Genomic DNA, 15707 nt, shown 5'->3' on the forward strand with positions numbered 1-15707 from the left:
TTATCAACTGTTGGTCAGGAGCTACATGCCGAAATGATTCAAGTTTATTGGGTCATGCTTGTGCCTTTTGTAGTGTTTCTCGTGTCGATTGAGATTTTAAAAGATGATAGCCCGAATTTGCGCGATATTTTTAGACGTTTATTTATATCGGTGATTCTGCTTTTAACTTTTCCATGGACTATGAGCGTGATCTCAACCATTGGCGATGCGGTCATTGAAAAAATCGATGGGCTTCAAAAATTATCTGACGTTTTAACAACCTTAGGGCCAAATGCTAAAAATTCTGGCAGCTGGTTTGGTTTACGAGAAACGATCATTTATATTTTTAGCCTCGCTGCCTACCTGATTGCGTATTTGGGATTTTTTGTTGCTACGGCATTGACCCATTTTACATGGACCATTTTATATGTGGCATCACCTCTGATGATCCTCATGTATGTCAGCCGCTACACCGACTACGTCACAAAGAGTCTTTATAAGGGACTGGTGCAAGTCATTGTGTGGAAGTGGCTGTGGAGTTTGTTAGGAGTATTGCTGTTAAAACTGGCTATGCAGCCGCAAGAGTCAGGGCTTGAGGATTATTTGATGTCGATCATTTTAAATCTCTGCATTGGGGTCAGTATACTCTTTATACCGCTTGTGACCAAATCTTTGATTTCTGATGGTTTAAATTCAGTGGCGAGTTCCTTGGCCGCAGTGCCTGCTCTAGCTGCAGGGAGTGCCATTAAAATGGCCGCTGTTAAATATTCCTCAAAAATCACCGGCGCTGCGAAAGGCGCAGCCCTTTTTACCGCGAAGCCCCTCACAAACCCCATCGCGGGACGAATGGAAATGCTTAAGGATCGCACTAAGCCCCGCATTGAAAAGTTTAAAGCCTCGTATGGGTCCGTAGGATTACCTAAAGAAATTTTACAGAAACGAAAACTTAAAAATTGGAGAAAGAAATAATTTATGTTCGATAACAAAGAAAAAAACAGTGTTCCTAACATTTGGGCCGCTCAGGAAAATTTAATGCACTTTTACAGATCACTTTCAGCGGTTTTGGGGTTTGTTATGGTCCTTATGACAGCGTTGATCTTAGCCCTGGTGTTTCGTAATCCTTTAGTGATCGCAAAAAACGTTGAGACACAAGAGTATTATCAAAGTCATCGAGAGAACATAAAAATTGGCAAAAACGAAGTCGAGGTTTTTACAAAAAGGTTTCTAGAAGCTCTTTACGTTTGGGATGGGTTTAATGTGTCAGTGCTTTCAAAAGAAATTGATCCGTTTACGGAAAATGCCCTGGTCGCAAAGATTCTAGAGGCGCAAGCGCAAAAGTACGGCAAAGAGCTTAAGAGTAAGAAAATTTCTCAAGCCATTACTTTTATAAAAGTGAATGTTTTAGATGATCGCGTGGTCTGTGTTTTTGATCGAATTTTAAAAATCGAAGGCATTCCGCTCATTGTTCCCACGGAGGTCACATTTTCGATGATTCAGAAAACTCCGACACGGCTTAATCCCATGGGGATTTACATAGCCGGTATTACCGAACGTGAGGGTGGTCATTAAGACGCGCTTTGTGTTGGTGACTTTTCTTTTGATGATGTTCTCGTCAAGTACCCTTGCTGCGCTTCCCGGTGATAAGCGCACGATTCTCACCTCAGGCGAAAAGGTCTACACTTTGCGTTTTCAGTTGGGGCTCAGCACCGTGCTTGATTTTGGAACAAAGCCTGAAATTGTGATCTGTGGAAATAAGAATTATTTCAATATAGAAAAACTTAAAAATGCGATCACCATTCAGCCTCTAGCAAACTATTCGACAAACCTCACCGTCATCTCTCAAGGGAGACGGTATTTGTTTTACCTCACTCCGGCAGGGAACGCGAGCCCTGACGGGTTTGTGGAAGTCAAATGGGTGAACTCATCTGATGTAAGAGCAATCAGGCCACTAGCAAGCGAATCTCATGAGATTACAAAGAATATTCATCGCAAGGTGAAACTCTCACACGACCTTGAGCTCACCGTCGTTCGAGAAAAATCAATGAAGCAAGGAAATCGGCGAATTTTTGAAATGGAGCTTAAAAATTTAAGTCGTAAAACCTTTTCGACCAATAATCTGGAAGTGGTCGCAGCCTTCGGTGGCGTGCCTCTTAAAAAACAAGTGATGGCCTGGGAGAGTGAGTCTCTAGAGGGAAAGAAAACCCTCCGGGGGCGAATCATTGTCACGGATATGAGTCGTAAGGCCATTAGCCTTATGATCGGCTTTCAAAGGAAAAGCACGAAAGTGCTTTTAAAAAGTGATTAAGGACCTAACCTTTGAGGATTTTTCCTATAAAATAAAATCTTATTTTATTAAAGAGAGCGGCGGAAAGCGTATATTTGACTTAAAAAGTATTGCCATCGTGTTTGGGAGTTTACTTTTATTAATCTCAATCAGTTTAGCATGGCTCGGACCTGGAGCTGATGAGACCTTCTATGCTCAGACAAGTCGGCAAGATGATGTGCTTTCCGACAAACCACCTGTGAGTGGAACTACAACTCCAACCTATACGCTTTTTAACCATGGTCTCAATAAATTAGAAAATGATAAAAGGAGCGAGACGCTAAAGCGGCAGCGAAAAGTATCGATTAAGTATTTTGCATCTCAGCTCATCGAAGTGTCGCCTAATACTCCAAAAGCCATGCGCTCTGGCGCAAAGCTCATTGGTTTTTTAATGACCTCCATTGATACCCGTCATTCCTCCACCGTAAGAGTGCGCCTTCCGCAAGGAGGTGATGCCGGAGGAGTGGAGATCGAACCTGGATCAATCTTAGTGGGTCAATTTAATTACCCAGGCCAGGGCGCTACGGTTCATATGAGTTTTTCACGTCTAGATACCCCCGATGGGGAATCAAAAACGATTTCTGCCGTAGCTCTTGATAGCGGGTCCTACATTGCTGGCATAAAGGGCAAAAACTATAGCGATACGGGTCTTAAGGTTGCTGGACAACTTGGGCTTACGATGTTCTCCGGTATGGCTGACGTGATGACAGAAAAAGAGTCCTTGGGATTTTCCACTAATTCAGTTCAGGCCAAATCCAATATGCAAAATGCACTACTTCAAGGACTCTCACGAGCCGCTCAAGATCAAACCGCGCGCACAGCCTCTGAGCTTAGTAACGCCCAGGAATACGCCGTTATACCCGAAGGAAAAGAAATGATTATAGAACTCTTAGAGGATTATCGATAATGACTAAAAAAGAAGAAGAAAAAGATATCTTAACCCCTACCCTATTATTTCTAGCAAAGGCTGCAAGATTTATCGTCACAGTACTCGTCCATGGCATAATCCGTAAAGGCACTTGGACCAAAAATGTATTTATCTTTTGGATAATATGGTTGGTGTGGAGCGCTCTTATTGTGTTTGGTCCACGTTGGAATCTTCCGATACTGCTTGATGTATTAACTCCGAACTACCTCCCTCAGCTGGGAATTTGGATTTATCGCCATATGTCTAAACCCACGCAGCTCTTGATATTATTTCTTGGAGGATTTTTAGGCTGGTTATTTTTTAGGGGCATAGCCATTTGGATGGAGCGACTCAAGTTTTAAAAAAGCTATTGATCACTTGGGGCTTAAAACATCTACAGGACTTCTCCCTGAAGTTAAAGGAGTCGTGGATCTTGATCACGGAAAAAGGAAAGTTTTAGTGCAAGCCATAGGGATCGATATTGCCAAATTTCAAGAAAAAAAAGGAGCCTTAGAATCAAGCTTTAATAGCATCGTGCAAGATATTCGTATCTCGCACACCAGCCGCCAGGTTTACGAGATCTTCATCTCTGACAAAGAACTCCCGAATCTGGTGCGTTTTGATGAGCATTCGGACCATCTCACCCGCCCCTACACCTTCCTTGTCGGCCAGACCATGGATAAGTTCATCGTGGCTGATCTCTGCGAAATTCATCATATGCTGATCGCCGGAGCGACAGGTGGAGGAAAGAGTGTGTTCTTTAAACAGTGTTTGATCGGTCTTTTGAGAAGCTCTGAGCATCTTCAGCTTTACTTGATCGATCTTAAGCGCGGTGTCGATGTAAAGCCCTTTGAGGTTTTAGATAACGTGGAGATTGCAAAAGATGAGATCTCGGCCCTATCCGTTCTTCAAGTCGTCGTTCAGGAAATGGAAAAACGTTTTCTATTTTTAGAAGAGAAAGGCTTTACAGAAATTAATCCCGAGAGAGATAAGCTAGACCGTATCGTTGTCGCCATTGACGAAGCTTCCGTGCTTTTTACGGTGGAAAAATCATCTAAGGCGACTAAAGCCATTGCACAAAGTGCGAGAGAATTGACAGATAAAATTGCAAAACTGGGTCGTGCGGCCGGGATTCATGTGATCCTAGCCACCCAAAAAGTGGTCAAAGAGACCATTGATACCCGTGTACAGACGAACATCAACGCCAAGATGTGCTTTCGCGTAAATACACTGGCAAGCTCAATGACTGTGCTTGGAAACAAGAAAGCGGCCGATCTTCCCGATGTTAAAGGACGAGGGATTTGGTCTGTGGGGAGTAACGATCTGGTCTTACAAGTTCCAAGACTTAATAACGAGGAATTAATCGAGGAGATATCGGCATTAACAGCAAAGTTTAATGGGGAGAAGACTCCACTGAATCAAGTAATGCTAAAACCCTCATCTCAGTTAAAAGGGAAAAACAAAAAACTTGTCGAAAAAGAAGAAATTTCCAAACAAAACGAAACGGAGGCAAAACCATAGATGACTCTTACTCTTCAAAGTCGGGACCTTGAGATTTTGCAGTTTTTGTTTAAATACCGTGTAGTGACATATGAGCAACTTCGAAGAAAGTTCTTTCCTCAAAGACACAAGTCCATAGCCCATGCGCGCATACTTAAGCTTTGTAAGATTGGTTTTTTAAAACCACTATTTGTCGAATTAAAAGGAAATTCTGTAAAATGCGTAACACTTACTGAAAAAGGATGGGCGAAAATCTCAGATCTCTGGGAGATGGAAATGGATCGTCCCCACTTTAAAAGTGAATCTCCAAGACACGACACAAGGCTCGTGGAAATTCTCTTGAGATTAGAAAAACTTAAAGTTTTTGACAATTTTTTAAGTGAGAATATGCTCCAATCCTCATTAAGCTTTGCACAAGATCCTATCTATAGAGACTTGGTGAATCTACAATGTGATGGAGCTTTACACCTGAAGGATACCGAAGGACAAGGCTATCTCTACGCTCTTGAGTTTGAATGTAGCAGTAAGGCGATAGATCGGTATTTCCAAAAGCTTGGGATGTATTACTCCGCAGGCAACATTGACGGTGTAATTTACATCTGCGCGAATCAAGAAATCATGGATCTTATTACACGAGTCGATGACGAAGTTCGCAGAAATAAAGACACCGTTGTGTATCGAGGACTTGAATCCACTGTATTAGAAAATAAAGAAAAGATATTTCTTAGAGGGACTTCAGGTGAAGGACTGGGGCTCTTCTGATGACTCCCGTCGAGACGTGAAGAAGCTACCGTCTGCCTCACGTCATGACTTTACCCAAATCAGTTGTAAGTCATTGATTTTTCATATTTTGAATAAAGTTTTTTACTGCGGGGTCAGCTATATAGAGTTTTTTGTGAATTGGGGTGAATTTGAGAGGTAGATCGTGTGTTGGGTGCAGATAAGTGTGGCAAGTATTGATAGTTGAATGGACGAGATGGATGTTCTTAATTACAGATACATATGACTAAAGGAGTACATATAACTAATAAATTATTTGTCGGGTTAATCGTAATATTATTTTTAAATGGATGTTCAACATTAAAGGAGTCTTTGATTCTTGGCGCTGGAAGCGGAGTAATCATTGGCGGTGTGATGGGCAATAATTCTGGAGCTGGTGGAAGCGAGAACGCAATTAAGGGAGCTGTTCTTGGCGGAGTTGTGATGGGACTGACGAGTTATCTCTTACATGAATCTTTAGAAAAGCGAGATGCGAATGTTCGGCGTGAGACTTTAATGAATCTTGAGCATTATGACGTCTTAGGAGTTGAAAAAATGAGTCCTGGATTAAGCCTCGGGCGAAGTGGTCGTTGCTTTACCACTAAAGAAGTGGACGGTCGAATCGTTTCTCTCCCCTGCCATTACGTTAATGATTCTGACGAATATGGGATGAATCAGTAATGGCTGAAACATCGCCGAAAGCTAGTAAAGACGCCCTTCGAGTTGCACTGGATAAGCCCGCCACTAACGCCTATCAATTCATGGTGGAGAAGATCAAAGCGCAGAACCCATGTGTAAAGATCTCCCCGTCTCAGTTCGTCAGTTTCTTAGTCGCTGACTTCTATAAAACCTATTTTGAGAAAGATCTTAGTATCCTAGTTGCTGAGTTTTTTGACTCCCAAGGCTACCACGAGGCGGCCATTAAGCGCGCGAAGCGAGACGGTAATTTTGATCAGGTTATGAATGAAACTATGATGAATATAAAAGAAATTAAAAGTAAATGCCGCAGTCATAAACAGAGAAAAAAACGTATAAAGACTGCGGTCAAAACTTGAATTGGAGTCGCCAATAGATAATAATAAATTTGTAAAAGTGGTTGATAACCTAGAGGAAGTTAACCAGTTCTTTGAAAACCGAATCGCAACTGAATTTATGACTACCAGAGCTGCCGCTCAATTTCTTGGAATTTCTGAGAATGCTTTACGAATTAAAGTCTGTCGTGGGTTTATCCCACACTTTAAGTTTGGGAGGCAACTTAGATTCAAGACAATTGATGTTCGCAATTTGTTGCTTAGGAAGGACTAATTATGTCAATTTCTAAGCATTTGAAAAATGGTAAAATGACCTATCAAGTATTTGTCAAAGTCAGAGATAGCTCTGGCAAGCAAGTTTCTTTAAAACGATCAAAGCTTAATTCTGAGAAAGAAGCTAAGCGCGTTGAATTTGAACTCCTTACTCTTCTGCAAGGTCATAAGAGTAAAATCACCTGGGAGAGCTGGGTGAATCGCTGTTTGGAGAGATATAAGGTGGAGTACTTATATTCCACCTATCGAAACTATAAATTAAATCTAGAAAAGTGGATTAACCCCGCTTTAGATAAAAAATTTATCGACGAGATCACTCCGAGCGACATTCACAAGCTGGTGTTTGAGGGTATGGAACCTCTATCAAGTTACTCCCGGCGTGGGATTATAAAGATTGTGAAACGAATCTTCAATCTTGCGCTTGAAGAGGGAATTATTTTAAGAAACCCCGCCCTTGGAATCCGCGTAAGAGTAGCTGAGTCAAATCAAGCGGTGCTTAATAAAAATGAGATTGAGACTTTTTTGGAACAAGCCAAAATTCTTAACCATAGATATTATCACCACTGGACCCTGGCTCTCTTAACTGGAATGCGCTCAGGCGAGCTCCACGCGCTTAAATGGACTGACATTGATTTCGTCACAGGAGTCATTAGCATCACCAAGGCTTGGACAAAGCTTAACGGCCTAGGCAGTACGAAGACCTCGAAGAACCGAGCCTTTCCGATTTCAAAGGAGTGCGCGAAGTTCCTCCATGAGCTTCGAAGTCTCTACCCTAAGGAGGAGTTTGTGCTTCCGAGGGATAAAGAATGGGAGCAGGGCTTAATCGCTGGAGTGACCAAGGATTTTTGTCTTGGAATCGGCATAACGCCGGTGAAGTTTCACGATCTGCGGGCGACCTTTATTACGCAGATGCTGACAAATGGTGTTGCGCTTGCAAAGGTGATGTCGATTGTAGGGCACTCGTCTTTAAAGACCACTCAAGGTTATTTACGCTTAAGCGGTAAAGACGTTGAGGGGGCGACAGAGGAGCTTAAAATCTTTATTCCCGAGACCAAAAGTACGGCCAATGTGCTTGAATTTAAGCGCGGTTTATAAAAAAAGCACATCTGGTAACTTTTGGTCACCGCAAAAAAAATGTACTTGTTAAATTAGGTGTTTAGGATGGTCCTGGGCACCCATCCAATCGCTCGCTCTTGTGAGCGAGCTCCGGATATCCGATGTCGAGATATCTGGATATCAGATATCCTTTCGTTGCCAGTTTGGGGAGTTTTTGATTTCTGAATTCCCCAGCTTATACAAATACGCGCCTAACTGATCCGCTAATTTGACTAAGGCTTCATCTTCAATTTTTAGTAGTTTAATTACGGTCTGACATTCTCTTAACGATGCATAAGCATTTTGAAAAAAATTTCGTTTATCTTTTGCTGTACTCCTCGGTTGGCAGAATTACATTCTTATGCATTATTTTCTCTTAGAAGCGATTCGCTTTTGAAGAGGAGAAAAAGCGGGTATAGCTGGGTCAACGGATGCGAGGAGACTCATGCTACAAAGAATGATCTTGTTACTTTTCATTTCAACACAGGTTCAAGCTCAAAGTTTTTCTACGACAATTGAGGGCTGTGAAGCTCAAGATATGACCAAAGAGCTCAACTCCCTCCCGGAATTCAAAGTAGGAAAAGGCCAGTGGACTGGTCCTCTCCAAAGAATTGGCAACTGGGGATTCCAGGCCGGGGCGATCTTTGATTGCAATGGAACTGCTTGTAAAATTCTGGGGACTCATGATGTTTATCGCGATCAAAAAAAACTCTTAGAATTTGACCGAACCTCAAGTGGTGTATTTAATTTCGATCCGGCCACCGGCAAAACTTTTGGAGATCGTGTCGTTCTTTCTGTAGGCTCTAACAGCGGCGGCATTACCCGACACCTTTTTGGTGATAACGCCAAAAATTTGCGTTCGGCTTTGTCGCAAGATGCACGGCACTTCATCAACAGTCAGGGTCAACCCAGCTTGGTCTTTATGAACTACGCCAATTTAGGAGAAATTGAAATTCGTATTCGTACGGAAATCAAATGTTCCCCCGAAGAATGTATCATCGAGGATGATTTCGCAATTTTCATAGCCTACAACGAGCACAAGCTGTGCCGCGAGAGAAATCAGCTTTTGTTCTAATACTGATTAAGTCACTCAAATAATTGGCCGACAAAGGGAACTAACTATTTCATTTGATAGAACGTAGTGATCTTCGTACCGTAGTTTTTAAATAAAAAAAGAAGTTTGCTGACCCGTCGGCCACTGCTTCCGTAAAATGAGTTCGAGAAATGTCCACAAAGGCCATCCACGACTTTCTTAGAATTCAATCATTGAGTGTTTAACAGTGAGTCGAATTCGGTCACTCTCAACAGATTTTTTCGCCAGCCATTTTTTTTCCGATTTTTATGAATGCCCTTCATCATTAGCGGTATCAGGCAATCTTAAAAGCGAAGATCATTAATCTAATGATTGGAATGGTCTTCTTCTTTTTCGGATGCCACTTTAAACGCCGCTAAGTCATAAGAGACTTCAACGCTCACTCCATCTCTTTTAGCTTTAAGAAGTAGCTTTCCTTCGTTCGGTCGCGCTTCTTTTGATTTACAATGAAAATGCGTCCCACCCATTACAGAGCAAATAAGCTTTACGTCTTTTTTTGCAGACTTAATTGTCGCTTCAAGCGAAGAGTTTTTAACGGTCGGGCTTTCAATATTCCCGTCGAGCAGAAAAATATGGAACGAGCCATCTTTGTCCGCGTTGACTTCCGTATGGACATTTTTTGCCATTTCAATGACGCCGCCGTGCGGGCCCGGCTTTTCTTCACCATGGCCAAAAAGTTGAAAACTTAAAAAACAAATGGCTAAAAATAATGCTTTGTTCACTTTGTCTCCTTATTTAACTGTTATAGACAGGGGTATTGTTTTAAGAACATTCTCATCGATGAATTGTACCCATAAACGAAATTCACCTGCGTGTGGAAATGTAGCATGCAGCATGCCCGTATTGGGCTCGCTGCCCTCCATTGGATGGACATGTATTAGCTCGTTGCCGTTCATCGCTGTGGCAATCACATGAGCAAACGCGCCCAGATATGGAGATAAACTTGGTGTAGTTCCATCTGTTCGTGAAATTGTAAAATCAATCATCACCATCTTGCCAGCTTTAACTTTTGTATTCGCAAGTTTTAATCGTGTTGATCCGTCTTCTCCTAATCTGACATCTCCGAGCGGCGCCATGGGGATTTCTGGCTTCCCGTTTTCGACACTGAGCTCCCTAGAGACTGAAAATTCTTGCCCGTCTTTTGTTTCGCCCTGAGCCCATACCGAGTATTTTCCGTTGACTGGGAGATTCAATTCCACAGCCCATATTTGTCCGTCAAACTCAGGATGCACATGATTAAATTCATTTAAAGATGCATCATAAACGACAAGATGCAATATTTTGGTGTGCGTCTCGACGAGGTTTTTATCGGTAATTATTGCCGACGCTATATCATCGAATAGATGAAACGAATAAATGACTTTTTCCGATGCAGAAACCTTAGACTGAGAAGATTCGATGTTTACACCAGCGAAGGCAATCGCGGAGCAAGCACACGTCAAAATAATACTGAACAGTTTTTTCACAACCCCCCCTATTTGGTTAACAGAAACTTTTCTACGCGTTACGAAAGGTGTCAAGCGTTGGATCTTTAGCCGCACGGCAAATCGTTAAAAATTGACACCGACTTTGTAGGCTGGCGACGGGTCTGCGTATAAAGTGACAAAAAACCGTTTTAATATTTGCTAAAATAATGTGCTTTGCCTGACTCACAGGTTCTTACATTAGGGTTCATAACAAAAGTACACAACTCTCCAAAATCGAGCCCAAAATTACGAACAAGTTCCAAACAGAGACCTCCTCGGTCCCGTTGATTTCTAGAACTGAATCTCAAGTCCTCCACCAAGACTATCGTTTGTTAGCATCAAGCCCGCAGCCCAAGACCATCGAGGCGAGTACATCAAAGAAATTTCTATTTCCGTTTCATGCGCCCCCTCTGTTCGATCCGGGCGCCAAGTGAAATCGACATCTGTGAAAACAGTTTTAGTCCATTGGAACCGCTTATCAACATCTAACCGGAATTTGCCGTCGTGATCGATGAGCCAATTGGTGCGCACGAGAAAAGGAAGCATGTACTCAAATCCAGTAACTGCAAATTCCTTTTCTCCATAACTCACGCCCCCGACGACAACATTAAAGAATCTATTAAACCATCTCCGATAAAATACATCGACCTCATAATCCCAGCTCTTATCAAATGAAAACTGCTTTCGAGCTATGTTTGCCGTTTCTACCCGCGCCTCAAACTGATTCCAAGTTTGTGACCATCGTAAATAAGCCTCTCCATGATTTGAGGATGTCTCAAGCGTTGAATACGAGTACCAATGATCATGCAAATGCGGATCTAATCCTTGCCACTTTGCAATCTCAGGTTTTGGCGTAAATGACGAGTACCTTACTACCCTCGCCATTCCCGTCTTGAGGTGGTAAAGATTGTGACAATGAAGCATCCATTCGCCCGGCTCATTTGCCATAAATTCGATAACTTGCGTTTCATGCGGAGGCACATCGACTGTATGCTTCATCGGAGACCTTTTATCATGTTGATTTATTACTCGAAAGAAATGCCCATGCAAATGGATCGGATGATGCATCATCGTTTGATTCACAAATGTGAAGCGCACAACATCGTTGGTTTTAATTTCAATGTTTCGATCCTGGTGGATGGCTTTTCCGTTGATATACCAAATATAACGGGCCATATCTCCGTCTAGAACGAGTTTTACATCATAAGTAGCTCCGGGTTTTGCGAAGGCTGTTTCAGCCGGCGCTTTTAAATCATTTACCGTCAACGATTCAACTACTTTTCCTCGAATCTCCAATTTAGCGGTTTTAAGACCTTCATGATGTTTATGTGGGTCATGCCCAGGAGAAACTTCTGGTTTTGATTTGTCACCGTAGTTCTTATGGCTATTATGACCTTCCGCCTCCGCTACCTTTACCATGTGACCACCATGTGACCCGTGCTCCATAGTGGCGTATGGATCAGGCATCGACCGATCAGGAGCAAAAACCTTTTCGCCCATACCGATCCAACCAGAAGCAAACCCTGTCCCGTCCTGGGCTGTCGCTCGGAGTTCGAAGTTTTTGTGTTCAGGGACAGTAAAAAGTATATCGTACGTCTCGGCCATACCAATCAAGAATTCTTTCGCTTCTATAGGCTCAACATCAACCCCATCGGCAGAAATAATTTTCAGAGGCGCTTGGCCTAAAGATATATAAAAATAACTGGAAGCGGCGGCATTGATAATACGAATCCTTATCCGCTCTCCAGGGTGCGCCATAAGAAGCTGGGAATCTCGTTTTCCGTTAATTAGAAAAGCATCGTAACCGACATCCGAAAGATCCATCCCACCCATTCGAGTCCATTCGTTATAAAGATAGTTGCCCAGCGAATTTTGCCGAATTGAACCAACGTAGGATCGCATCGTATCTTTCTTGTAGAGATAATAGTCTCCATCCTTTCTTAGATTTTTAAGAATTTGATCGGCATTTTCGTCAGACCAGTCACTGAGAACGACGACGACCTCTTTATCAACTTTAATAGTTTTCTTCTTCGGGTGAATGACAATGCCGCCGTATATACCTTTTTGCTCCTGAACTCCTGTGTGCGAGTGGTACCAGTAAGTTCCATTTTGTCGTAGCTTGAATTTGAACAAATGACTTGTGCCGCTCTTAATGGGTGGCGTATTCACATAAGGAACACCGTCCATGTCAGGTGGTAATAAAATTCCATGCCAATGAATAGACAGCTCTTGATGTGGAATATTATTCGTCACTAAAATTTCCGCATCGTCGCCGTCTGTAAACTCCAATACCGGCGCCGGCATCTTGCCATTAAGCAGGAGAGCAAAATCGATTTCTTTCTTTCCGCTGACATTTATTTTTTGTCGAGTTGCAGTTAGCTCATATCTTACTGTTTTTGCATAAATTTGCGGTGAAACAAAAAAAAGCGAGAATCAGCACGAAAAATTTTCTCATTTAGTAACTCCTAACTTCACAACACGGACTTCTATAGATGGACGCACTTCTAATTCTCCTCAAGACCGTCTAAAATAGGACAATTTGGGCGATCATCGCCGTGACAATTTTTTGCGAGGCGCTTCAATGTCTTCACCATATCCTGAAGTTCGCTTATTTTCCGCTCCATCTCTCTAATATGATTGACAGCTAGATTTTTTACCTCGCTACTTGCGCGCGTTTTATTTCTCCATAAGCTGACAAGCTTTTTAATCTCTTTCATCGAAAAACCAAGCTTTCGAGCGCGTCTTACAAAGGATAGTATATTCACATCAATGTCGGAATAAGTGCGGTAACCAGCTTCCGTTCTTGTTGCCTTTGGAATGATTCCAATAGATTCATAATGGCGAATTAATTTGGCGTTAACACCTGATTTTTTTGCGGCGGCCCCAATATTCATTTTTTCTCCTTTTTCTGACTTGCAGCTTTCCAGCGTCTTAGCAGCAAAGAGTTCGTAACAACACTCACGCTACTAAAAGCCATTGCTCCCCCGGCAATAACCGGACTCAGGTATCCCGCGGCAGCGAGCGGAATACCAATAAGATTGTAAATAAACGCCCAGAATAGATTCTGTTTGATCTTGCGGTACGTGCGTCGGGAGATTTCAATTGAATCTGGAATTAAAAGGGGGTTTCCGCGCATCAGCGTAATGCTTGCTGTGTGCATTGCCACGTCAGCTCCAGTCGCCATCGCTATACCCACATGAGCGGACGTCAAGGCAGGAGCGTCATTGACGCCATCGCCAATCATGGCCACAATTTCTCCCTGAGATTTTAGCTCATCAATGAATCGAGCTTTATCTTGCGGAAGCACACGTGACTTCACTGTATCAATTCCTAATAGTTTTGCGACCTGTTGGGCGCTCCCCTCATTATCGCCCGTGAGCATAACTGTTTTAATTTTGAGTTCATGCAATCGCGAAATTGCTTCGGGTGATGAATCTTTTATCTGATCTCCGAAGGAGATGAGTCCAAGCACCTTCCCTTTGGTAAGGTCCGCGATAAATGAGACCGTGTAGCCGCGATCTTCACTAACTTTCGCGGCATCAGCATAGTCTTTAAAAGAAATATTGTTTTCTTTAAGCAATGCTTCATTACCTACAACAAACTTCTGACCATCCACTTCTCCCTGTAGCCCGCGACCAGGGATGGCTTTTACGTTTTTTGCAGGCGCGAATACTATTTTGTCGTTTTTAGTTTTATTTAACACCGCCCGAGCTAGTGGATGTTCACTACCAGATTGGATTGCAGCCACAAGTCCCAGTACTTTTTTAACATCAGCATCATGAGCTAGAAATTGCACCACTTGCAGCCGTCCTTCAGTCAAAGTGCCGGTCTTGTCAAACGCAACGGTGGTTACTGAGTGAGCAAGCTCCAAAGCCTCTGCGTCCTTTATTAAAATGCCTGCTCGCGCAGCAGCACCTGTACCAACCATAATCGCGGTCGGAGTGGCCAAACCCAAGGCGCAAGGGCAGGCTATGACCAGAACTGCTACTCCATTAATTACAGCGGTCTCCCAATCTCCAGATAATAAACCCCAACCGAATATCGTGCCCAAAGCGATAACTAAAACCGCTGGAACAAAAATCAAACTCACCTTGTCGACGAGTCGCTGAACTGGGGCGCGCCCTGCCTGAGCATCCTCTACGAAGCGCACGATGCGACCCAGAGTTGTCTCAGCACCAAGAGCCGTAGTTTGCACGAGCAAGGTCCCATTGCCATTTATAGACCCACCAATGACCTTTTCCCCCACTGACTTAATAACCAGCAGGCTTTCTCCTGTGATCAGAGATTCATCCACTTCACTTTGTCCCTCTATAATTATCCCATCAACAGGAATCTTTTCCCCAGGTCTAACAAAAACATTATCTTTAACTTGGACCTGAGAAATAGGTATTTCTAAATCTTCACCATGCCTTCTTACCCTGGCGATCTCTGGGCGCAAAGATTGAAGCGCCGATATAGCTGCTGTTGTTTGTTTTTTAGCGCGAAATTCCAGATACTTTCCTAAAAGCACTAATGTAACGATTACGGCAGCTCCCTCAAAGTACAGATGAGCATTTCCATGATGACCAGAACCAAAGAACCAGAGGTAAAGGCTCAGTCCATAGGCCGCTGTTGTCCCGAGAACTACGAGCAGATCCATGTTTGCACTTAAATTTTTAACAGCTCTCCAGCTCCCAACATAAAATCGGCTCCCTAACCAAAATTGAACCGGAGTTGCTAGCACAAACTGAACCCATGCCGGCACCACAAGCTCAATTCCAAAAGGAGCGGTCAGCATCGGTAATACTAAAGGAACAGACAGAAGGGTTGAGAAAATCACGCGCTCTCTGAGGTGTTTCAAATTTGTTGTTTTGTTCACCGTCCACTTCTCATCGTGCTGATGGGCATCGCTCATAGAGGTTTCAGGTTTATTTGATTGTTTTGCTCTGTAACCAGCTTTCTCCACTGCGCGGAACAAATGACTTTTAGAAACCCGTTCATCGAATATGACTTTAGCTTTTTCAGTGGCAAGATTCACCGTAGCCTCTTTAACTCCAGGCGTAGACTTCAGAGCTTTCTCCACTCGAAACACGCACGAAGCGCAGGTAATTCCCTCAATATCAAGGTCGATTTCAGAATGGGATGCTTCCGCGGTTGTTTTTATAAACTCCATTTGTAACTCTTTTTTTTATATAACCTACGCATTCAAGGATAAAGCTTCCAACGACCCGCATCCGCGGATAAAATTCTAATAAATCTCTAGAATTACCGACAGCAGAGGCTGAGCGAAATTTTTACTTTT

17 protein-coding genes are annotated in these 15707 nt (G+C 42.9%); 12 read left to right on the plus strand and 5 right to left on the minus strand.

Features of this window, described 5'->3' with window-relative positions:
- Window positions 1-33: 33 nt before the first annotated feature.
- From K2Q26_10270 to K2Q26_10325, 12 genes are all read left to right on the plus strand, one after another.
- Entirely contained in the window at window positions 34-948 is a 915-nt protein-coding gene (locus tag K2Q26_10270; protein ID MBY0315895.1) for a hypothetical protein, read from the plus strand.
- A 3-nt stretch (window positions 949-951) separates the two neighbouring features.
- Window positions 952-1548, plus strand: a complete 597-nt coding sequence (locus K2Q26_10275; protein MBY0315896.1) for a hypothetical protein — start codon at window positions 952-954, stop codon at window positions 1546-1548.
- Window positions 1538-2284 carry a TrbG/VirB9 family P-type conjugative transfer protein gene (locus K2Q26_10280; GenBank protein ID MBY0315897.1) on the plus strand — a complete coding sequence of 249 codons (747 nt, stop codon included), beginning with the start codon at window positions 1538-1540 and terminating at the stop codon, window positions 2282-2284. The genes K2Q26_10275 and K2Q26_10280 overlap by 11 nt, the downstream gene beginning before the upstream one ends.
- Window positions 2277-3209, plus strand: coding sequence for a TrbI/VirB10 family protein (locus K2Q26_10285; GenBank protein MBY0315898.1), 933 nt, complete (start codon window positions 2277-2279; stop codon window positions 3207-3209). Before K2Q26_10280 ends, K2Q26_10285 begins: the two co-directional genes overlap by 8 nt.
- Window positions 3209-3571, plus strand: coding sequence for a hypothetical protein (locus tag K2Q26_10290; protein ID MBY0315899.1), 363 nt, complete (start codon window positions 3209-3211; stop codon window positions 3569-3571). The genes K2Q26_10285 and K2Q26_10290 overlap by 1 nt, the downstream gene beginning before the upstream one ends.
- Window positions 3572-3635: 64 nt before the next feature.
- Window positions 3636-4730 carry a hypothetical protein gene (locus tag K2Q26_10295; protein MBY0315900.1) on the plus strand — a complete coding sequence of 365 codons (1095 nt, stop codon included), beginning with the start codon at window positions 3636-3638 and terminating at the stop codon, window positions 4728-4730.
- A 255-nt stretch (window positions 4731-4985) separates the two neighbouring features.
- Window positions 4986-5471, plus strand: a complete 486-nt coding sequence (locus K2Q26_10300; protein ID MBY0315901.1) for a hypothetical protein — start codon at window positions 4986-4988, stop codon at window positions 5469-5471.
- 372 nt (window positions 5472-5843) lie between these two features.
- Window positions 5844-6149 carry a hypothetical protein gene (locus K2Q26_10305; protein MBY0315902.1) on the plus strand — a complete coding sequence of 102 codons (306 nt, stop codon included), beginning with the start codon at window positions 5844-5846 and terminating at the stop codon, window positions 6147-6149.
- Complete coding sequence (locus K2Q26_10310; GenBank protein MBY0315903.1) at window positions 6149-6523, plus strand: hypothetical protein; 375 nt, start codon at window positions 6149-6151, stop codon at window positions 6521-6523. The genes K2Q26_10305 and K2Q26_10310 overlap by 1 nt, the downstream gene beginning before the upstream one ends.
- A 1-nt stretch (window position 6524) precedes the next feature.
- Window positions 6525-6773, plus strand: coding sequence for a helix-turn-helix domain-containing protein (locus tag K2Q26_10315; GenBank protein ID MBY0315904.1), 249 nt, complete (start codon window positions 6525-6527; stop codon window positions 6771-6773).
- Between the two features lie 2 nt (window positions 6774-6775).
- Window positions 6776-7867, plus strand: a complete 1092-nt coding sequence (locus K2Q26_10320; protein ID MBY0315905.1) for a site-specific integrase — start codon at window positions 6776-6778, stop codon at window positions 7865-7867.
- A 445-nt stretch (window positions 7868-8312) separates the two neighbouring features.
- A complete protein-coding gene (locus K2Q26_10325) occupies window positions 8313-8942 on the plus strand; it encodes a hypothetical protein (GenBank protein ID MBY0315906.1) in 630 nt (209 codons plus the stop codon).
- A 323-nt stretch (window positions 8943-9265) separates the two neighbouring features.
- Here the strand turns inward: K2Q26_10325 and K2Q26_10330 are convergent, their stop codons facing one another.
- The 5 genes from K2Q26_10330 to K2Q26_10350 form a co-directional block, all read right to left on the minus strand.
- On the minus strand, window positions 9266-9682 hold the full coding sequence (locus tag K2Q26_10330) for a hypothetical protein (protein MBY0315907.1): 417 nt from the start codon (window positions 9680-9682) through the stop codon (window positions 9266-9268).
- A 9-nt stretch (window positions 9683-9691) separates the two neighbouring features.
- Complete coding sequence (locus K2Q26_10335; GenBank protein ID MBY0315908.1) at window positions 9692-10426, minus strand: hypothetical protein; 735 nt, start codon at window positions 10424-10426, stop codon at window positions 9692-9694.
- A gap of 291 nt (window positions 10427-10717) precedes the next feature.
- Window positions 10718-12730, minus strand: coding sequence for a multicopper oxidase domain-containing protein (locus K2Q26_10340; protein MBY0315909.1), 2013 nt, complete (start codon window positions 12728-12730; stop codon window positions 10718-10720).
- Window positions 12731-12930: 200 nt separating this feature from the next.
- A complete protein-coding gene (gene cueR / locus K2Q26_10345) occupies window positions 12931-13320 on the minus strand; it encodes a Cu(I)-responsive transcriptional regulator (protein ID MBY0315910.1) in 390 nt (129 codons plus the stop codon).
- Window positions 13317-15578: a heavy metal translocating P-type ATPase gene (locus K2Q26_10350; GenBank protein ID MBY0315911.1), complete on the minus strand. Its 2262-nt coding sequence runs from the start codon at window positions 15576-15578 to the stop codon at window positions 13317-13319. The genes cueR and K2Q26_10350 overlap by 4 nt, the downstream gene beginning before the upstream one ends.
- Window positions 15579-15707 lie beyond the last annotated feature (129 nt).

This window comes from Bdellovibrionales bacterium, assembly GCA_019750295.1.
Lineage (GTDB): Bacteria > Bdellovibrionota > Bdellovibrionia > Bdellovibrionales > JAGQZY01 > JAIEOS01.